Origin of the sequence: Kineococcus deserti, assembly GCF_050871945.1 — a bacterium.
Lineage (GTDB): Bacteria > Actinomycetota > Actinomycetes > Actinomycetales > Kineococcaceae > Kineococcus.
In genome coordinates this window covers 15427-34602 of record NZ_JBJLSI010000045.1, presented here as the reverse complement: position 1 = coordinate 34602, position 19176 = coordinate 15427, and the positions used below count along the sequence as shown (strand labels likewise).

At 72.5% G+C, this 19176-nt stretch carries 15 protein-coding genes; 10 read left to right on the top strand and 5 right to left on the bottom strand.

The window, feature by feature from the left end; all coding sequences use genetic code 11:
- The first annotated feature begins 186 nt into the window (after nucleotides 1-186).
- Entirely contained in the window at nucleotides 187-1722 is a 1536-nt protein-coding gene (locus ACRYR2_RS22980) for an FGGY-family carbohydrate kinase (protein WP_432565219.1), read from the top strand.
- Between the two features lie 48 nt (nucleotides 1723-1770).
- Here the strand turns inward: ACRYR2_RS22980 and ACRYR2_RS22975 are convergent, their stop codons facing one another.
- Both ACRYR2_RS22975 and yicI read right to left on the bottom strand, forming a co-directional pair.
- On the bottom strand, nucleotides 1771-2910 hold the full coding sequence (locus ACRYR2_RS22975) for a LacI family DNA-binding transcriptional regulator (RefSeq protein WP_432565218.1): 1140 nt from the start codon (nucleotides 2908-2910) through the stop codon (nucleotides 1771-1773).
- Nucleotides 2907-5210, bottom strand: a complete 2304-nt coding sequence (gene yicI, locus ACRYR2_RS22970; protein WP_432565217.1) for an alpha-xylosidase — start codon at nucleotides 5208-5210, stop codon at nucleotides 2907-2909. Before yicI ends, ACRYR2_RS22975 begins: the two co-directional genes overlap by 4 nt.
- A 283-nt stretch (nucleotides 5211-5493) precedes the next feature.
- On the opposite strand from yicI, the gene ACRYR2_RS22965 reads away from it, so the two are divergent.
- The 5 genes from ACRYR2_RS22965 (at nucleotide 5494) to ACRYR2_RS22945 (ending at nucleotide 11567) form a co-directional block, all read left to right on the top strand.
- On the top strand, nucleotides 5494-6792 hold the full coding sequence (locus ACRYR2_RS22965; protein ID WP_432565216.1) for an ABC transporter substrate-binding protein: 1299 nt from the start codon (nucleotides 5494-5496) through the stop codon (nucleotides 6790-6792).
- Nucleotides 6793-6842: 50 nt separating this feature from the next.
- Complete coding sequence (locus tag ACRYR2_RS22960) at nucleotides 6843-7790, top strand: carbohydrate ABC transporter permease (RefSeq protein WP_432565215.1); 948 nt, start codon at nucleotides 6843-6845, stop codon at nucleotides 7788-7790.
- The gene (locus ACRYR2_RS22955) at nucleotides 7790-8680 is read left to right on the top strand and encodes a carbohydrate ABC transporter permease (protein WP_432565214.1); all 891 of its coding nucleotides are present in this window, start codon (nucleotides 7790-7792) and stop codon (nucleotides 8678-8680) included. Before ACRYR2_RS22960 ends, ACRYR2_RS22955 begins: the two co-directional genes overlap by 1 nt.
- Before the next feature lie 34 nt (nucleotides 8681-8714).
- On the top strand, nucleotides 8715-10775 hold the full coding sequence (locus ACRYR2_RS22950) for a beta-galactosidase (RefSeq protein WP_432565213.1): 2061 nt from the start codon (nucleotides 8715-8717) through the stop codon (nucleotides 10773-10775).
- 153 nt (nucleotides 10776-10928) lie between these two features.
- The gene (locus ACRYR2_RS22945; RefSeq protein ID WP_432565212.1) at nucleotides 10929-11567 is read left to right on the top strand and encodes a dihydrofolate reductase family protein; all 639 of its coding nucleotides are present in this window, start codon (nucleotides 10929-10931) and stop codon (nucleotides 11565-11567) included.
- Between the two features lie 89 nt (nucleotides 11568-11656).
- Here ACRYR2_RS22945 and ACRYR2_RS22940 read toward each other — a convergent pair whose 3' ends face one another.
- Entirely contained in the window at nucleotides 11657-12604 is a 948-nt protein-coding gene (locus tag ACRYR2_RS22940; RefSeq protein ID WP_432565211.1) for a sugar-binding transcriptional regulator, read from the bottom strand.
- A 165-nt stretch (nucleotides 12605-12769) separates the two neighbouring features.
- Between ACRYR2_RS22940 and ACRYR2_RS22935 the strand changes: the two genes are divergently transcribed.
- From ACRYR2_RS22935 to ACRYR2_RS22920, 4 genes are all read left to right on the top strand, one after another.
- Nucleotides 12770-13855 carry a zinc-binding dehydrogenase gene (locus ACRYR2_RS22935; RefSeq protein WP_432565210.1) on the top strand — a complete coding sequence of 362 codons (1086 nt, stop codon included), beginning with the start codon at nucleotides 12770-12772 and terminating at the stop codon, nucleotides 13853-13855.
- Nucleotides 13852-15573: a dihydroxyacetone kinase family protein gene (locus tag ACRYR2_RS22930; RefSeq protein ID WP_432565209.1), complete on the top strand. Its 1722-nt coding sequence runs from the start codon at nucleotides 13852-13854 to the stop codon at nucleotides 15571-15573. Before ACRYR2_RS22935 ends, ACRYR2_RS22930 begins: the two co-directional genes overlap by 4 nt.
- Before the next feature lie 15 nt (nucleotides 15574-15588).
- Nucleotides 15589-16905: an MFS transporter gene (locus ACRYR2_RS22925; RefSeq protein ID WP_432565208.1), complete on the top strand. Its 1317-nt coding sequence runs from the start codon at nucleotides 15589-15591 to the stop codon at nucleotides 16903-16905.
- 85 nt (nucleotides 16906-16990) lie between these two features.
- Nucleotides 16991-17428, top strand: a complete 438-nt coding sequence (locus tag ACRYR2_RS22920) for a hypothetical protein (protein ID WP_432565207.1) — start codon at nucleotides 16991-16993, stop codon at nucleotides 17426-17428.
- 9 nt (nucleotides 17429-17437) lie between these two features.
- On the opposite strand, the gene ACRYR2_RS22915 is transcribed toward ACRYR2_RS22920, so the two are convergent.
- Complete coding sequence (locus tag ACRYR2_RS22915) at nucleotides 17438-18208, bottom strand: SDR family NAD(P)-dependent oxidoreductase (RefSeq protein ID WP_432565206.1); 771 nt, start codon at nucleotides 18206-18208, stop codon at nucleotides 17438-17440.
- Nucleotides 18205-19152 carry a sugar-binding transcriptional regulator gene (locus ACRYR2_RS22910; RefSeq protein ID WP_432565205.1) on the bottom strand — a complete coding sequence of 316 codons (948 nt, stop codon included), beginning with the start codon at nucleotides 19150-19152 and terminating at the stop codon, nucleotides 18205-18207. Before ACRYR2_RS22910 ends, ACRYR2_RS22915 begins: the two co-directional genes overlap by 4 nt.
- Between the last annotated feature and the right edge of the window lie 24 nt (nucleotides 19153-19176).

The window sequence follows — 19176 nt, the reverse complement described above, 5'->3', positions numbered from 1 at the left end:
CTGCCCAGGGGCCCCCCGCCCGCCCCCGCCCGGCCGGCCGCGCGGGGGGGGGCGGCCCCCCCCCCCCCCCCCCCCCCCCCCCCCCCCCCCCCCCCCCCCCCCCCCCCCCCCGCCCCCTTCCCGTCTCCCGCTCCACGCGGGGTGGCAGGATGCGCGGCGACGGAGCGGCGCGAGGAGGCGGGTGCAGTGGCGGCAGCTCGGGACCTGGTGCTCGGGGTCGACGTCGGGACCGGCAGCAGCAAGGGCGTCCTGACGACCCTCGACGGCCGCGTCGTCGCCCGCGCCTCCCGTGGACCGCAGCCGGGCACCCGCCGCACCACCACCCCCCGCCCCGGCTACGTCGAGCACGACGCCGACGCCGTGTGGTGGGACGACTTCTGCGCCATCGCCCGTGAACTGACGCACCGCGCCGCCGACCCCGACGACGTCGCCGCCGGCCGCGTCGTCGCCGTCGGCACCAGCGGCATCGGTCCCACGGTCCTGCTCGCCGACGCGCACGGCCGGCCGCTGCGCCCGGCGATCCTGTACGGCGTCGACACCCGCTCGGTCGCCGAGGCCACCGACCTCGAGGAGCGCTACGGCGCCGACGACCTGCTGCGCCGCTGCGGTTCGCGGATGTCCACCCAGGCCGCCGGCGGCAAGCTCGAGTGGTTGCGCCGGCACGAACCCGACGTCTTCGCCCGGGCGCGCTACTTCTTCATGTCGAACTCCTACCTCGCCTTCCGGCTGACGGGGGAGTACGTCCTCGACCAGCACTCGGCCAGCCAGTCGACCCCGCTGTACGACCGGCACGAGGCGGCGTGGATCGAGGACCGCTGCGAGGAGATCGCCAAGGGGCTGCCGATGCCCCGCCTGGCCTGGCCGTCCGAACGCGTCGGCGCGGTGAGCGCGCAGGCGGCGGAGGTGACCGGCATCCCCGTCGGGACTCCTGTCGCCGCCGGCACCTGCGACGCGTGGGCGGAGGCCGAGAGCGTCGACGTCGGGCAGCCGGGCGACCTCATGGTCATGTACGGGTCGACGACGTTCTTCATCGCCGTCACCGACGGCCCCCGGTTCCACCCCTCGCTGTGGGGAACCGCCGGAGTGCGGCCCGGGCAGAGCACGCTGGCCGCGGGCATGGCCAGTTCCGGCAGCGCGGTGGAGTGGTGGCGCGAGACGATCGGTTCCCCCGCGGTCGGTGACCTCGTGGCCGAGGCGGCCGCCGCGCCGCCCGGGGCCAACGGGCTGATCGCGCTGCCGTACTTCGCCGGGGAACGCACGCCGTTCGCCGACGCCGACGCCCGCGGCGCGTTGCTGGGCCTGACGTTGCGCACCACGCGCGGTGAGGTGGACCGCGCGCTGCTGGAGGCCACCGCGTTCGGGGTGCGGCACAACATCGACGAGATCAGGGCGGCGGGCGTCGACATCCGCCGCGTCGTCGCGGTCGGCGGTGGGACGGGGTCGGCGTTGTGGCCGCAGATCGTCACCGACGTCACCGGCCTGCGGCAGGAACTGCCCGCCGAGCGGATCGGCGCCTGCTTGGGCGATGCGAAGTTCGCGGCCGTCGCGCTCGGCGCCGTGGGGGTCGACGAGGCCTGGAACAGCGTGGAGTCGGCGACCGAACCCGACCCGGAGGCGGCGGAGGTCTACGCCGGGCTGTACCCGGCCTACCGGAGGTTGCACGAGGCGACCGCCGACCTGCAGCACCGGCTGTCGGAACTCGAGCGCCGCACCCGCACCTGACGGGTCACGTGGATCACCGTGGGGGCGGGTGGCCGGCGACGTCGGGGCTCAGCCCACCGTCGAACCACGCACGACGAGTTCGGTCGGGACGACGACCGACCGTGGCGGCCGGCCCTCGAGCAGCTCGAACAGCAACTGCACCATCGTGCCGGCGATGGCCTCGAAGTCCTGGCGCATCGTCGTCAGGTGGGGAGTGGAGGACAGCGCCGCGGAACTGTCGTCGAAACCCACGACGGCGACGTCGTCCGGAACCCGGCGGCCGTTGCGCTGCAACGCCTCCACCGCCCAGGCGGCCATGACGTCGTTGCCGCAGAACATCCCGTCGAGGTCGGGCACGTCGGCGAGCAGGGTCGCCACGACCTCCTCGGCGGCGTCCCGGGTGTCGGGCCGGGCCTGCACCCGCCGCGGGTCGACGTCCGCGCCGACGACGTCGAGGAACCCGGCCCGCCGCTGGTCCCCGCCGGGCAGGTCGTCGGTGCCGGTGATCGCCACCAGGTTCCGGCGGCCGATGGACAGCAGGTGCTCGACGGCGCGGGCGGCGCCCTGCCGGTCGTCGGCGCCGGTCCAGGCGATGGGACCGTCGTAGCCGCGGGGCGCCCCGCAGCTGACGGTGGGCACCCCGGTGGCCTCGAGCCTCGTGAGGATGTCCGGGTCGGCGTTCCAGGACAGGACCAGGACACCGTCGACGGCGCCGGCGTCGACGAACTCGATGGCCCGGCGCCGCTCGTCCTCCGAACCGGCCATGAGCAGCAGCATCGACGACCCGCGGGCCCCGAGGGCGTCGGAGCAGTGCTGCACGATGACCGGCAGGTTGGGGTGGGCGAACAGGCGCGAGACCCCCTCGTTGAGCAGGAACGCGACCCGGTGCGTCGAGCCCGTCCGCAGTCCCCGGGCCAGGGTGTTCACGCGGTACCCCGTCTCGGCCACGGCCTGCTCGACCGCGGCGCGGGTGTCGGCGCTCACCTGCGGACTGTCGTTGAGCACGCGCGAGACCGTGCCGCGCGACACCCCGGCCTGCCGGGCGACGTCGGTGATGGTGGGACGGCGCCCGGGCGGACGCGGGGCACCCTCGACCGACACCCCTGCTCCGTTCTCGCGCGCACCGGCCGCACCGTCGGCGACCGGCTCGATGGTGGCGCCGGGGGCGCCTCCCGCGCAAACGCCGGGTGCCGCGACGACCTCGCTCACGAGGCCGACGGCAGCTGCACCTCGAGGCGGGACGTCGACGCGTCCGCGTGCGCGGCCGTCCCCGGCCGGGTGCCGTCCGACAGCGACCACGCCTGCTCGCCCGTCGACCGCTCGCCCACGAGCCGGTCACCCTCGCGGGTCACCGTGAAGGTGGCGACGACCGCGCCGTCGGTGTCCGGCACCTCGACGCGCACCCGGGCGCCGTCCTGCAGGGCGAAGCAGCGCAGTTCCACCCCGTCCGCGTAGTCGTAGTCGGGACGGTCCCGGCGGGCGCCGACGGGCAGGACGGTGCCGGGCCGCACCAGCAGCGGCAGCGAGAAGACGTCGTGCGTCTCCTCGATCCAGCGGCCACCGGGCACCTCCTCGCCCGTCAGCAGCGAGTGCCAGCGACCGGCCGGAACGTAGCAGGCGACGCGGTCGTCGGCGGAGAACACCGGGGCCACGAGCAGGTCCGGACCCAGCATGTACTGGGTGTCCAGCGTCGCCGCGGCGCGGTCGCCCGAGAACTCCAGGAACATCGGCCGGATGACGGGGGTGCCCACTCGCTGCGCCTGGCCGGCGGCCGTGAGCAGGTACGGCATGAGCGACATCTTCAGCTCGGTGAACCGGCGCGCGACCTCGACGGCCTCCTCGTCGAACGCCCACGGAACCCGGTAGGACGTCGACCCGTGCAGCCGGCTGTGCGAGGACAGCAGCCCGAAGGCCAGCCACCGCTTGAACACGCGCGGGTCCGGGGTTCCCTCGAACCCACCGATGTCGTGGCTCCAGTACCCGAAACCGCTGGCGGCCAGCGACAGCCCGCCGCGCAGCGTCTCGGCCATCGCCTCGAACGTGGAGTAGCAGTCACCGCCCCAGTGCACGGGGAACTGCTGACCGCCCGCGGTCGCCGCCCGGGCGAACACGACGGCGTCGCCGGCGCCGCGACGCTCCCGCAGGGCCCCGAAGACGCAGTCGTTGTACAGCTGGGCGTAGTAGTTGTGCATGCGCTGCGGGTCCGAACCGTCGTGCCAGACGACGTCCTCGGTCGGGATCCGCTCGCCGAAGTCGGTCTTGAACGAGTCGACGCCCATGTCCTGCAGCCGGTCCAGGTGGCCGCGGAACCACTGCCGCGCAGCAGGGTTGGTGAAGTCGACCAGACCCATGCCGGCCTGCCACATGTCCCACTGCCACACGCTGCCGTCGGTGCGCTGGAGCAGGAAGCCCTGCGCGGCGGCCTCGGCGAACAAGGGGGAGCGCTGGGCGATGTAGGGGTTGATCCACACGCAGACCTTCAGGTCACGATCGTGCAGCCGGCGCAGCATCCCCTCGGGGTCGGGGAACGTGCGGGGGTCCCACTCGAAGTCGCACCAGTTGAACTCACGCATCCAGAAGCAGTCGAAGTGGAAGACGCTCAACGGCAGGTTCCGCTGCGCCATCCCGTCGATGAACGACATGACGGTCGTCTCGTCGTAGGAGGTCGTGAACGACGTCGACAACCACAGGCCGTAGGACCAGGCCGGGACCTGCGGCGGTCGACCGGTCAGCGCGGTGTAGCGGCGCAGCACGTCCTTGGGTTCGGGACCGGCGATGACCAGGTACTGCAGGAACTCGCCCTCGACCGAGAACTGCGTGCGCGAGACGACCTCCGAGCCGATCTCGAACGACACCTGCTCGGGGTGGTCGACGAACACGCCGTACCCGCGGTCGGACAGGTAGAACGGGACGTTCTTGTAGGCCTGCTCGCTGGAGGTCCCGCCGTCGGCGTTCCAGACGTCGACGGTCTGCCCGTTCTTGACGAAGGCGCCGAACCGCTCCCCGAGGCCGTACAGGTGCTCGCCGACACCGAGCGAGAGCTGCTCGTGCACGTACCGGCCGCCGCCGGCCTCCTCGACGTACGCGACGCTGCCGCCCTGACTGCGGGTCAGCAGCTCCTCGCCGTCGAGGTACTCCACCGACCACGGCGCACCGCGGCGCACGCGGACGGTGAGCCGGCCCGACCGCAGCCAGCCGCTCCCGGCGTCGGTGCCGACCTGCACGTCGTGCCCGGCCGAGGGTGCGAGTCCGAAGGTGGGGCGCGGGGGCAGGCCACCGTCGTGGTGGCTGATGCGGGTGCGGACGACCCCCTCGGCGGGACTGTCGAAGACGACCGTGAGCACCGTGCGGTTCAGGGTGTCCCCGCGCCGCTCGATGACCCTGGTCGGTGCGGTGACCACCAGCTGCGGGCCGTCCGGCCCCTCGCGCACGTCGACGTCGTAGGCCTCGGCGGCCTTCAGCGGGGTGAAGCCGGCACGCGGCATCCAGTAGCCGTCGGTGAACCTCATCGTCGTCCGTCCTCGTTCCGGGCTCGCGCCACGCTCGTCGGGGTGCGCACGCAGAGTAAGGGTCGCGAGGTCCCGTCACAAGCATCGCCCGGGAGGACCCGCGAGGAGGAGCTCGCCCGCGACACTACCGGTGTGATCGATCCCACGGCTCATGGGATCGATCACGGTCCCGGTTGACAACGATGCATCCGACTGCTGAGACTGCCGGAACGCCGGTCGCTGCTCTGCGGCCGCTCCCCTCAGTCGTCACTCTCAGTGACTACTCCACGTCGAAGGAGATGTGATGCGTCGCAGACTTCCCGCCATCCTGGCCGCCGCCACCCTGGGGCTGGCGCTCACCGCCTGCTCCTCCGGCGAGGAGTCGGGCACCGCCGCCGGGGACGGCCCGGTGACCCTGACCTACTGGGCCTGGGGCACCGCCCAGGACGGCATGGTCGAGGCGTGGAACGCCGCCCACCCCGACGTCCAGGTCGAGAAGACCGACGCGGGCGGGTCCACCGACTCCTCCGCCAAGCTGCTGACCGCCACCCGCGCCGGCAACGCGCCCGACGTCGCGGTGGTCCAGTACGACACCCTGCCGGCGATGATCGTCGGCGGCGTCGCCGAGGACATCACCGAGCAGGTGGGTGACCTGTCCTCGCAGTTCAACCCCGGCGTGTGGAGCCAGGTCGAGTTCGACGGGGCCGTCTACGGCGTGCCGCAGGACGTCGGCCCGCAGGCGTTCGTCTACAACCAAGCCCGGTTCGCCGAGCTCGGCCTCGCCGTCCCCACCACGTGGCAGGAGTTCGCCGCCGCGGCCGAGCAGGTCAAGCAGGCCGACCCGCAGGCCACGCTGGCCACCTTCGCCCCCGACCAGTTCGGGTTCTTCGCCGCCATGGCGCAGCAGGCCGGCTCGCAGTGGTGGACCGTCGACGGTGACGCCTGGACGGTCAACATCGCCGACGAGACCTCCCAGCAGGTCGCCACGTTCTGGCAGGACCTCGTCGACCGCGACGTCGTCGACGCCGAACCCATCCTCACCCCCGAGTGGAACGCCAAGCTGTCGGCCGGGAAGGTCCTGGCCTGGCCCGCCGCCCTGTGGGCGCCGGGTGTCATCGAGGGCGTGGCCCCCGAGCAGGCCGGGCAGTGGGCGCTGGCCCCGATGCCGCAGTGGACCGCCGGGGACGACCGCGTCGCCTTCCAGGGCGGCTCGTCGGTCGTCGTGACCACCTCCAGCGAGCACAAGGAGGCCGCGGCCGAGTTCGCCGCGTGGATCAACTCCTCGCAGGAGGGTGCGGCGGCGCAGATCGAGGCCGGCCAGTACCCCGCCTCCCTCGTCGGCCAGGACCTGACCCTGGAGAGCGACCCGCCGCTGCTGTCCCCGCAGCAGGCCGACTTCTGGCAGGTCGCCAAGACCATCTCCTCCTCCACCGTGGAGCAGATCAGCTGGGGCCCCAACGTCAACGTCGCCAACAGCGCGTTCCAGGACGCCATGAACGCGGCCGTCAGCAACGGCGCGCCGTTGACCGACGCGCTGCAGGCCACCCAGGACGCCGTCGTCGCCGACATGGAGAAGACCGGCTTCGAGGTCAGCGCCGGCTGAGCGCGGCAGACCACCGGCACCAGCACCAGCACCCGGATTCGGAGGAACCCGTGAGCACCACCTCGACCGCGGTCGCGGCGACCGGCGCACCCGCCGTGCGCCGGCGCCGGCGGGGCAACCCGGCCCCCTACCTGTTCATGGCCCCAGGACTCGTCCTGTTCGTCCTGTTCCTGCTGGTGCCGATGGTCTACGCCGTCTACCTGAGCACCCGCGGCCTGCGCCTGGAGGGCGGGGGCCCGTTCGGACGTCGCGAGGAGGTGTTCGTCGGCCTGGACAACTACGTCGCGGCCGTGACGAACGCCGACTTCCTCGCCGGGTTCGGCCGCCTCCTGGTCTACGGCGCGATCGCCATCCCGCTGACGCTGGGCCTGGCCCTGCTGTTCGCGCTGCTGCTGGACGCGACGACCACGCGGGCCAAGCGGTTCTCCCGCACCGCCATCTTCATCCCGTACGCCGTGCCCGGGGTGATCGCCTCGCTGCTGTGGGGCTTCCTCTACCTGCCCACGACGTCGCCGTTCAGCGACGTCACGCAGGCCCTGGGACTGGGCAGCATCCCGTTCCTGCAGGGCGGGACGTTGTTCGCCTCGGTCGCGAACATCGCGATCTGGGGCGGTGTCGGCTTCAACATGATCATCATCTACACCTCGCTGCGCGGGGTGCCGGCCGAGCTGTACGAGGCGGCCCGCCTCGACGGCGCCGGTGAACTGCAGATCGCCCTGCGCGTCAAGGTGCCGCTCGTCGCGCCCGCCCTGGTCTTGACCGGGTTGTTCTCGCTCATCGGCACCCTGCAGGTCTACGGCGAGCCCACCACGCTGCGCCCGATGACGACGAGCATCTCGCAGACGTGGGTTCCGCTCATGACCATCTACCGCGACGCCTTCTCCCGCGACGACCTGCCGCTGGCCTCGGCGGCCTCGGTCCTGCTCGCCGTCGGAACCCTCGTGCTGTCGGCCGTGCTGCTGCGGGCGACCCAGAAGCGTGCCTTCGGAGACTCCTGATGACCATCGCGCACCTGTCCCCGGCGACGACCGGTCGCCCCACCGGCACGCGAGCCGACCGCCCGCGCCGGCCCTGGCTGCCCACCGCCGTCCTGCTGCTCGGCGCGCTGTACTGCCTCGTACCCGTCGCGTGGGTTCTCGTCGCCTCGACGAAGTCGCCGGCCGAACTGTTCTCGACGTTCACGTTCGCCCCGGGCACCGGCCTGTTCGGCAACCTGCGCGACCTGTTCGCCTACGGCGACGGGCAGTTCGGGCTCTGGGCCCTGAACAGCCTGCTGTACTCCGGCGTCGGGTCGCTGCTGTCGGTCGTCGTGTCGACGATGTTCGGCTACGCCCTGGCGAAGTTCCGGTTCCGTGGTCGCAACGTCGCCTTCTACACCGTGCTCGGCGGGGTGCTGCTGCCCGGCATCACCCTGGCCATCCCGCAGTACCTGCTGATGTCGAAGATCGGCCTGGCCGGCAGTCACTGGGCCGTCCTGCTGCCCTCGATCATCTCGCCGTTCGGCATCTACCTGGCGCGCGTCTACGCGATGTCCACCGTGCCGGACGAGACCCTCGAGGCCGCCCGGCTCGACGGGGCAGGCGAGTTCCGCACGTTCGCCTCGGTCAGCCTGCCCATGATGGTCCCGGGCATGGTGACGATCTTCATGCTGCAGTTCGTCGGGATCTGGAACAACTTCCTGCTGCCCTTCATCATGCTCTCCGACGAGAGCCGGTACCCGCTGACCGTGGGCCTGTACTCGCTGCTGGCCAAGGGCTCGGGTGAACCGGCGCTGTACTCGCTGGCCATCGTCGGCGCCGCCGTCTCGATCGTCCCGCTCATCGCGCTGCTGCTGTTCCTGCAGCGGTTCTGGCGGATGGACCTCATCAGCGGCGGCCTCAAGGGCTGACGTCCCACCCCTCTCGACACACCCAGGGAACACCGTGACCTCCGAACGACGCCTGCCCACCGACCGCTTCCTCTTCGGCGGCGACTACAACCCCGAGCAGTGGCCCGAGGAGGTCTGGCACGAGGACGTGGCGCTCATGCGCCGCGCGGGGGTGAACGCCGTCACCGTCGGGGTGTTCTCGTGGTCGGTGCTCGAACCGGCCGAGGGCCGGTACGAGTTCGGCTGGCTCGACCGCGTCATGGACCTGATGCACGCGAACGGCATCGGCGTCCTGCTGGCCACCCCGACCGCGTCCCCGCCGCCGTGGTTCACCCGCGCGTACCCCGACGCGATGCCCGTCGGCCCGGACGGGGTGCGGCTCAGCCACGGCAGCCGCGACACCTACGCGATCAGTTCCCCGGACTACCGCCGGGCGTCGCGGCGCATCACGGCCGAGCTCGCCCGCCGGTACGGTGCGCACCCCGCCCTGCTGGGCTGGCACCTGCACAACGAGTACGGCAGCTACGACTGGGGTCCGCACGCGGCGGCCGCGTTCCGCCGGTGGCTGCGGCAGCGGTACGGATCCCTCGAGGCGCTGAACCGGGCGTGGTACACGGCGTTCTGGAGCCAGAACTACTCCGACTGGGAGGACGTGCTGCCGCCGCGGCGGACCCAGTACCTGGCCAACCCCACCCAGTCCGTCGACTACCGCCGCTTCATGTCCGACGAGATGCTGGCCGCGATGCGCGAGCAACGCGAGGAGGTCCTGGCGGCGGGGTCGACCGTGCCCGTCACCACGAACTTCATGCTGCCGACGTGGAACCACCTGGAGCAGTGGAGCTGGTCGCAGTCGCTGGACCTGGTGTCCATGGACCACTACCTCGACACCGACGGGCCGGACGGCGAGACCCACGCCGCCTACGGTTCGGACCTGTCCCGCTCGTGGGGGCACGGTGCCCCGTGGCTGCTCATGGAGCAGAGTTCGATCTCTTCCACGCTGCCCGACCGCCGGGTGCACAAGGCGACCCACCGGGTGATCCGGAACTCGCTGTCCTACGTCGCCCGCGGGTCCCAGGGGGCGCTGTTCTTCCAGTGGCGCGCCCCCGCCGCCGGCTCGGAGGTCTGGCACGGCGGGATCGTCCCGCACGTGGGGGCCGAGTCGGCGAGCTTCGAGGGTTTCACCACCCTGGGCCGGACCCTGGAGGCCATTCGCGAGGTGGCGCAGCCCCCGGCGACCGGGCCGGTCGTCGAGGCCGACGTCGCGATCGTCTGGCACGCCGAGGGCTGGTGGGCCACCGAGGTCGAGCACCTGCCGAGCGCGGCGCTGAACTACTCCGAGACCGTGCGGGCGACGCACCGCGCCCTGTGGCACGCCGGGATCCCCGTGGACTTCGTCGCCCCCGGCGCGCCGCTGGGCCGGTACCGCCTGGTCCTGGTGCCGAGCCTGTACGCCGTGGACGACGCGACCGTGGCGAACTTCGAGGCGTACGTCCGTGGCGGTGGTCACCTGGCCGTGTGGCCGTTCACCGGCTACGCCGACGAGAACCTGCACGTGGCTCCCGGTGGGTACCCCGGACGCCTGCGCGACCTGCTCGGCCTGCGCGTGGAGGAACTGCACCCCCTCGACGCGGCGGACCAGGTCGGCCTGGAACTGGCCGACGGCCGGGGGACGGGCGGCACCTGGTCGGAACGGTCCACCAGCACCGGCGCCGAGGTCCTGGGCACCTACCTCGACGGCGACCTCGCCGGGAACCCCGCCCGCACCCGCCACGCCGTGGGGTCCGGCGCCGCCCACTACGTCTCCACGTTCCTCGACCCGGACTCCCTCGGGCGCTGGCTGAGGGACCTGGCCGGCCAGGCGCAGGTGACCCCGCCGCTGGGGGAGGCGCCGCCGGCCGGGATCGAGGTCGTCGTCCGGCGGGGCGCCGACCACGACTACCTGTTCGTGCTGAACCACACCGCGGAACCGGTGACGGTCACCGGGCCGGGGCACGACCTGGTCAGCGACCGCGCGTGCGCCGACGGTCGCCCTGTCGAGGGGTACGGCTGGGCGGTCGTCCGCCTCGCGGGCCGGGACGGGTGGCGCTGGGAGCGGGGAGTCGTCGACCGCGGGTGAGGCGTGGGCGCCGTCCGGCGGGGAGGCTGCGCGCCCGCGGACGGGAGGTGCTCGTCGCCGCGGACCTGGTCCGGACCGTCGCAGCGATGAATCCGCCCGCCCGCGCGGGTCCACCGGCCGACGCCACCGGACCCACCAGCAGCAGGAGGAGACATGGGCCTGATCCACCTGGAACTGTTCGCGACCCTCGACCTGGTCGGCCAGGCGCCCGGCGGGCCGGAGGAGGACCCGTCGCACGGCTTCCCGTTCGGCGGCTGGCAGGCGCCGCTGATCGACGACGTCACCGGCGATCAGGTCGCCGCCGCCTACGAGGGCACCGACGCGCTGCTGCTCGGCCGGCGGACGTACGACATCTTCGCCTCCTACTGGCCGCACCAGGAGGGTGGGCCGGACGACCGGATCGCCACCCTGTTCAACGAGGTCCCGAAGTACGTGGCCTCCCGGGGCACGCCGGAGCTGTCGTGGGCGGGGTCGGTCCAGCTCGGCCCGGACCTGCCCGCCGCGGTGCGCGAGGTCCGCGACCGGCACGAGAACGTCAAGGTCGTCGGCAGCCTGGACCTGGTGCAGACGTTGCTGCGCGAGAAGCTGTTCGACCGGATCGACCTGTGGATCCACCCGATCGTGCTCGGCACCGGGAAGAAGGTCTTCGACGGGGGTGAGGTCCCGACGAACCTCACCCTGCTCGAACCGCCGGTGGCCGGTCCCCGGGGCGCCGTCCACCTGCGTTACGCGCTGGCCGAGGGGATCCCCGCGACCGGCGACATGGCCGCACCCGACCGCGCTCTCGGCTGACCGGAGCCGTGCTCGATCACCGAGGTGCTCGATCACCGAAGTGCTTGATCACCGAAGTGCTTGATCACGGTGGTCAAGCACTTCGGTGATCAGGCACCGGCGCCGGCGTCGAGGAGGTGCGTCGCCGTCGTGGGATCGGTGACGAGGTGGTTGAAGAGCCCGCCGCGGGCGCCGGCCAGGACGCTGGGCACCTTGAGGTCCCCGTACGCGACGGCGATGCGGTCCGGCACCCGACGCAGGACGTCGAGCGGGATCGCGATGAGGCGGTCGGAACCCGCGTAGGCGATCTCCCGGCCGGCCGCGTCGTAGAACCGGGAGGACACGTCGCCCACGGACCCGCGCAGCGGGGCGGCCGCCGTGGGGACGAAGCTGGGGATCGAGGACCGTTGCAGCGGAGGCGCTCCCACCCCCATGACCGCGACGCGGGCGGTGTCCCACAGTGCGGCGAAACGTTTGAACTCCGCATCGGCCACGAGGCTCCGGCGCAGCGCGCGGCCGGGGAACGCCGGGGCGTAGAGGAACCGCGGGCTGCCGCCGAGACCGGCGGCGATGCGGCGGGTGATCTCGTTGGTCTGGTACCAGGGTTCCGGTTCGTCCTGCCCGCCGACCATCGGGGCGACCAGGACCCCCGGCAGCCGGGGCAGTTCGCGCTGCGCGATCTCGTAGACGGTCCGCCCCGAGGAGACGAGCAGCACATCGCCCTCGACCAGTCCCAGGCCCTCCAGGACGCGGGACAGGACGGGGGAGACGGCCTCGGCGACGTGGGCCGCGCTCGTGGTGGCCGACAGCCACACGGCGTCCAGCCCCAGGGCGTGGCGCAGCCGCTCGGCGAGGTCGTCGGGGTCCTCCTCCGGCAGGGGGAGCACCTCGATGCGCACCAGGCCACGGTCGCGGGCCTCCTGCAGCAGCCGGCTCACCGTGGCGCGCGAGGTGCCGAGCCGCTCGGCGATCTCGGCCTGCGTGGCGTCCTGCAGGTAGTACAGCGTCGCGGCCGTGTGGGCGAGCGCGAGCGGGAACCGGCCGTCTGCCTTGGCCACCGTCCACCTCCCTGATCCCGATCACCGTACCCAGCGGGTGGTCGCGGCGACCCCCGGCTCACCTGAACATCTGTGCTGGACATCTGTGCTGAGGTCGCCGTACGCTCTCGCCGGATCGAGGATGGGACCGATCGAGGAATCGGGCGAACTGCGAGGGGGCAGAAGATGACGGGCACGATGCAGGCCGTCGTGGTGCACGGGCCGGAGGACTACCGGCTCGAGGAGATCGCGATCCCGGTGGCCGGGCCTGGCGAGGCGTTGCTGAAGGTCGAGGCCGTGGGCATCTGCGCCAGCGACCTGAAGTGCTACCACGGGGCCGCGAAGTTCTGGGGCGACGAGAACCGCCCGGCGTGGACCGAGACCGGCGTCGTGCCGGGGCACGAGTTCACCGGCCGGATCGAGTCGATCGACGAGGAGGCAGCGAAGCGCTGGGGTGTGCAGGTCGGTGACCGCGTGGTCGCCGAGCAGATCGTGCCGTGCTGGGACTGCCGCTACTGCAACCGCGGCGACTACCACATGTGCCAGCCGCACGACATGTTCGGTTTCAAGCGCCGTACCCCCGGGGCGATGGCCGAGTACCTCGTCCTGCCGAAGGAGGCGCTGGTCCACAAGGCGCCCTCGGACATCCCGCCGTGGCAGGTCGCCTACGCCGAGCCGCTGTCGTGCGCACTGCACGCCGTCGAGCGTGCGGACATCCGGTTCGACGACACGGTCGTCGTCGCCGGCTGCGGCCCCATCGGCCTGGGCATGATCGCCGGTGCCGCGGCGAAGTTCCCGAAGCGGATCATCGCCCTCGACGCGCTGCCGCAGAAGCTGGAACTGGCCAGGAAGTGCGGCGCCGACGTGACGCTGAACATCACCGAGGTCGACGTCGTCGAAGAGGTCAAGAAGCTCACCGACGGGTACGGCGCGGACGTCTACATCGAGGGCACCGGCCACCCGTCCGCGGTCGCGCAGGGGCTGAACCTGCTGCGCAAGCTCGGGACGTTCGTCGAGTACTCGGTGTTCAAGGACCCGGTCTCGGTCGACTGGTCGATCATCAGCGACGACAAGGAACTCAACGTCCTCGGCGCCCACCTCGGGCAGAACACCTGGCCCGCGGCGCTGAAGCTCATCGCCTCCGGCCGGCTGCCGCTGGACGAGATCTGCTCGCACCAGCTGCCGCTGGCGGACTTCCAGAAGGGTCTGGACCTCGTCGCCGACTCGGCGAACTCCGTCAAGGTCTCGCTCGTCCCGGGGCGTTCGGCGTGACGAAGATCTTCGGTGACCCGGCGACGTTCGTGGACGAGGCCGTCGCGGGGTTCGTGGACCTGTACTCGCAGTACGTCCAGCCCGTCCCCCACGGCGTGATTCGCTCCACCGCGACCCCCGAGGGCAAGGTGGCCGTCGTGGTCGGCGGCGGCTCGGGGCACTACCCCGCCTTCGCCGGCTACGTCGGGCCGGGCCTGGCCGACGGCGCGGTGTGCGGCAACGTGTTCGCCTCCCCCTCCACCCGCTGGGTCTACGACGTGGCCAAGGCCGCCCACCGCGGCGGGGGCGTGGTCCTGGGGTTCGGCAACTACGCCGGGGACATCCTGAACTTCGGCCTGGCCGCCGAACGGCTGCGCGCCGAGGGCATCCCGGCCGAACTGCTCGTGGTCACCGACGACGTCGCCTCCGAGGGCCAAGGCGCCAATGGTGAACGTCGCGGCATCGCCGGCGACGTGGTCGCCTTCAAGATCGCCGGCGCGGCGGCCGAGGCCGGCTACTCCTTCGACGACGTCGTGCGCGTCTCGCGCCACGCCAACGACGTGACCCGCTCGATGGGCATCGCCTTCGCCGGCTGCACCCTGCCCGGGGAGAGCGAGCCGCTGTTCACCGTCACCGAAGGCCACATGGGCGTCGGCTTGGGCATCCACGGCGAGCCGGGTATCAGCGAGGAACCCATCGGCACGCCCTCCGAGATCGCCGACCTGCTGGTCGACAAGGTCCTGGCCGGCAAGCCCGAAGGCGTCGGCGCCGAGGGTGGCCACGGCGGGAAGATCACCGTCCTGGTCAACGGCCTGGGCTCGACCAAGTACGAAGAGCTGTTCCTGCTCTACGGCCCCATCGCCCAGCGGCTGCGCCAGGCCGGCTACCAGATCGTGGCCCCGCAGGTCGGTGAGCTGGTCACCTCCTTGGACATGGCCGGCGCCTCGCTGACCGTGACGTGGCTGGATGAGGAGCTGGAAAGGCTGTGGACCGCCCCGGCCCAGTGCCCGGCGGTGTCCATCGGCCCGGTCATCGAAACCACCCCGGCGCCGGTCTACGTGGTGCCCGAGGACGAGGTCGCCGACTACTCCGGCACCCCCGAGGCCGCGCAGCAGGCCGGCCGCAAGGTCGCCGAACTCATCGAGGCCGTGCGCGACGTCCTTCAGGACGCCGAGGCCGAACTGGGCCGCATCGATGCCATCGCCGGTGACGGTGACCACGGCACCGGCATGGTCAACGGCTCGGTCGCCGCCGCCCAGGCCGCCCGCGCCGCCGCCGACGCCGGGGCCGGGGCCGGCGCCACGCTGTCCGCGGCCGGGGGCGCCTGGGCCGACCGCGCCGGTGGCACCTCCGGGGTGATCTGGGGGGTGCTGCTGCACGCCTTCGCCGACAAGCTCGGTGATGCCGGCACCCCGAGCGCCCAGCAGGTCGCCGAGGGCGCGACCGCCTCGGTGGAGGCCGTCATGCGGCTGGCCGGGGCGCGGGTGGGCAACAAGACGATGCTGGATGCCCAGGTGCCCTTCGCCGAGAAGCTGGCCGAGCAGGTCGCGGCCGGGGAGGACCTGAAGACGGCCTTCACCGCCGCCGCGCAGGCCTCCACCGCGGCGGCGGAGGCCACCAAGGACCTGCGTCCGCAGATCGGGCGGGCCCGGCCGCTGGCCGAGCGGTCCCTGGGCCACCCCGACGCGGGTGCGATCTCGCTGGCCCTGGTCACCCGCACCGTCGCCGACAAGCTCTGATCTGGAGGGATCCTGATGTCCGGAACCGCCGCCACGGCGGCCGCGCCGGAGGGTCGACTGCAACGCCTGGGAATCCCACCCGTGCTGCGGTGGGGCTTCCTCGGCGTGCTCGTCTTCATGACCGGCAACGGGGTGGAATCGAACTTCCTCACCCCGCACATGGTCGAGGTGCTGGGCCGTCCCGAAGCGGCGGTCGCCAGCATCATCACGTACTACAGCTTGTGCGTGCTCATCGGCAGCTACGTCTCGGGTGCCCTGTCCGACCTGTTCGGCCCCCGGCGCGTCATGGCGCTCGGCTTCGCCGTCTGGGTCGTCTTCGAGGCGGTGTTCCTCCTCGGCCTGCAGGCGGAGAACTTCGCCCTGACCGCCGTCGCCTACGCGCTGCGCGGGTTCGGGTTCCCGCTGTTCGCCTTCGCCTTCCTGGTGTGGGTGAACATCACGACGACCCCGGAACGCAACGGTGCCGCCGTCGGCTGGTTCTACGTCGCCTTCACCGGTGGCCTGCCCACGCTCGGGTCGTTGTTCGCCGTCGGGGCCATCCCCGTGTTCGGCGGCGGGACCCGGGGGGAGACGGGCTCGATGGTCGCCTCGATCGCCCTGGTGGTCGCCGGGTTCCTCATCGCCTGGATCGGGGTGCGCGATCCCCGCGGCGACCGGCGGATCGCGCCGGCGGGGGAGAGCGCCGGTCGCGTCCTGACGTCGGGGCTGCGGCTGACGTTCACCCGGCCGAAGATCGCGGCGGGTTTCCTGGTGCGCCTGATCAACACGGCTCCGGAGTTCGGGATGTTCATCATCCTGCCTGCGGTGATCGCCGACCAGCGGGGCTGGGGCCAGTCGCGCTGGCTCATCATGACCGTCGCCGTCTACGCGACGAACATCCTGGTGAACGCGGTGTTCGGTGCCATCGGCGACCGCATCGGCTGGCAGCGCACCGTGAAGTGGTTCGGCATCGTCGGCTCGGCGTGCGGGTTGCTGCTGTGGTGGTACGTCCCGCAGCTCGTGCCGGCCGGCAGCGACTGGGGGTACCTCGTGTCCGTCCTGGCCGGTTGCCTCTTCGGCATGCTGCTCGCCGGTTTCGTGCCGATGGGCGCGATCATGCCCGCGCTCGCCCCCGACCACAAGGGCGCCGCGATGGCCATGTACACGACCGCGGCCGGGGGTGCGACCTTCCTCGGGTCGGCCGTCGTGTGGGCCGTCCTGCAGGCCGGTGGCAGCAACGTCGCCGTCGTGTGGGCGTTCGTCGCGCTGTACGCCGTGGCGTTCGTGCTCGTCTCCTTCCTGAAGGTGCCGCAGCTGCACAAGGCCCACGGCCGCGTCGAGGAAGTGCACTGACGCACCGCGCCCCGAACCCCCTCCGGCTCCGGCCGGAGGGGGTTCTGCACGTGTGGGGGCCGGGAGCCTGGGGCACGATGGAGCCGTGGGACGGCTGACGGTGGACGACGTGGCCTGCTGGCTCGTGAAGTCGGCCGGCTGGCCCGCCGACCTCACCGGCTCCGGACCGCAGGTGATCCGTCGCTGCCTGCGCCGCAGCTACCGCCTGTCCCTCATGGCTCCCGGGCAGCCGTGCCTGTTGTGGATCAGCGGACCGGACTCGCCCGGCGTCGGCGCGGTGGGGCGGTTGGCCGACGTCCCCGACGCCGACGACGGCGTGCTCGTCGAGTTCCACCCGCTGCAGCACGCGGTGCCGCGGCCGGTCCTGGTCGCCGACGACCGGTTCGCGGCGGCCGAGGTCGTGCGGATGGCCGCGGGCAGCAACCCCTCCTACCTGCGGGCGGGGGAACTGGCCGCCGTGCTGGACCAGTTCGACGACACCACCCTGGCCACCTGGCGGGAGGTCAGCCCGGCGAGCCGCTGAGGCCGGTGCTCAGGCGACGGCGAAACCCCCGTCGATCCTGAGGTCCACGCCGTTCACCATCGCCGACGCGTCCGAGGCCAGGTACAGCACGGCGTTGCTGACGTCGGCGGGCTGGGCGAAGTGGCCCAGCGGGATCCGCGCCAGCATCGGCGCCGCCTTGGTCTGCTCGCCCCAGACGCGCTGGCCCATCTCGGTCATGACGACGGTCGGGCTCACCGAGTTCGCCCGCACCCCCGACGGCCCGAGTTCGAGCGCGAGCACCTTCGTGGCCATCAGCAGCGCCGCCTTGCTCGAGGAGTAGGCGAAGTGCTCGGCCAGCGCGAGCGAACCGGCCAGCGACGACACGTTGACGATGCTGCCGCGACCGGCCTGCGCCATCGCCCGCCCGATCCGCGACCCCAGCAGCGCGGGTGCGCGCACGTTGACGGCCATCGTCAGGTCCCACGTGGCGGCGTCGACGTCCACCGCCATCTGCGGGTGCGAGATCCCGGCGTTGTTCACCAGCACCTCGAGGCCGTCGAAGGCCGCCAGGGCCGCGCTCGCCAGCGCCTCGGTGTCGGCCGCGTCGGCCAGGTCGGCCGGGACCACCTGCACCCGGACGCCGTGGTCGCGGGCCACCGTCGTGGCGAGGACCTTCAGCGCGTCGGCGTTGCGGGCGCTCAGCACCAGGTCGCACCCGGCGGCCGCCAGGGTGTGCACGAGGTCGGTCCCCAGCCCCTGCGTCGCCCCGGTCACCAGCGCCCGGCGGCCGGCGAGGTCGAAGCTGTCGGGAAGCGTCACGGTCGTTCCTCCAGGGTCGAGAGCGCACCCGCCGCCGTCGCCGGGTCGGTCACGAGGTGGGTGAAGTGGCCACCCCGGGCACCGGCGACGATGCTCGGGATCTTGAGGGCACCGTAGGCGACGGCGATGCGGACGGGAACCCGGCCCAGCACGTCGAACGGGATGGCGATGAGCCGGTCCGCCCCGGCGTAGGAGACCTCGGACCCGGCGGCGTCGTAGAAGCGGGACGCCACGTCCCCCACGGCGAGCCGCAGCGGCGCCTCGCCGGTCGGCACGAAGGAGGGGATCGACTCCCGCTGCAGCGGGGGAGCGCCCACGCCCATGAGGGCGCACCGGGCGTCGGCCCACAACTTCGCGAACCGCTGGAACTCGGCGTCGGCGACGAGACTGCGCCGCAGCCGGCGGCCCGGGAACGCCGGGGCGAACAGGAACCGCGGGGTTCCGCCGATGCCCTCGGCGATCCGGCGGGTGATCTCGTTCGTCTGGTACCACGCCTCGGGTTCGTCCTGACCGCCGACCATCGGCGCGACGACGACGCCGGGCAGGTGCGGCAGTTCCCGCTGGGTGATCTCGTAGACCGTGCGCCCGGAGGAGACCAGCAGCACGTCCCCTGACCCCAGCCCGACGTCGGTCAGCGCCCGACTCACGACGGGGGAGACGGCTTCGGCGACGTGCGCGGACGCCGTCGGCGGGGACAGCGACACCTGCCGCAGCCCCAGGGCGGCGCGCAGGCGCTCGGCGACGTCACCGGCGTCCTGGGCGGGAAGCGGGAGGACCTCGATGCGCACCAGGCCGCGGTCGCGGGCCTCGCGCAGCAGCCGGCTGACCGTGGCGCGCGAGGTGCCGATGCGTTCGGCGATCTCGGCCTGGGTGGCGTCCTGCAGGTAGTACAGCGTCGCGGCGGTGTGCGCCAGCGCCAGCGGGAACCGCTCCGAGTTCGGCACCCGTCCTCCTCGGCGTGTGCGGGG

Coding starts and splice junctions, on each gene's coding strand:
- ACRYR2_RS22945 (WP_432565212.1), top strand. CDS start 10,929: ATGGGCCTGATCCACCTGGAACTGTTCGCGACCCTCGACCTGGTCGGC.
- ACRYR2_RS22955 (WP_432565214.1), top strand. CDS start 7,790: ATGACCATCGCGCACCTGTCCCCGGCGACGACCGGTCGCCCCACCGGC.
- ACRYR2_RS22965 (WP_432565216.1), top strand. CDS start 5,494: ATGCGTCGCAGACTTCCCGCCATCCTGGCCGCCGCCACCCTGGGGCTG.
- ACRYR2_RS22925 (WP_432565208.1), top strand. CDS start 15,589: ATGTCCGGAACCGCCGCCACGGCGGCCGCGCCGGAGGGTCGACTGCAA.
- ACRYR2_RS22935 (WP_432565210.1), top strand. CDS start 12,770: ATGACGGGCACGATGCAGGCCGTCGTGGTGCACGGGCCGGAGGACTAC.
- yicI (WP_432565217.1), bottom strand. CDS start 5,210: ATGAGGTTCACCGACGGCTACTGGATGCCGCGTGCCGGCTTCACCCCG.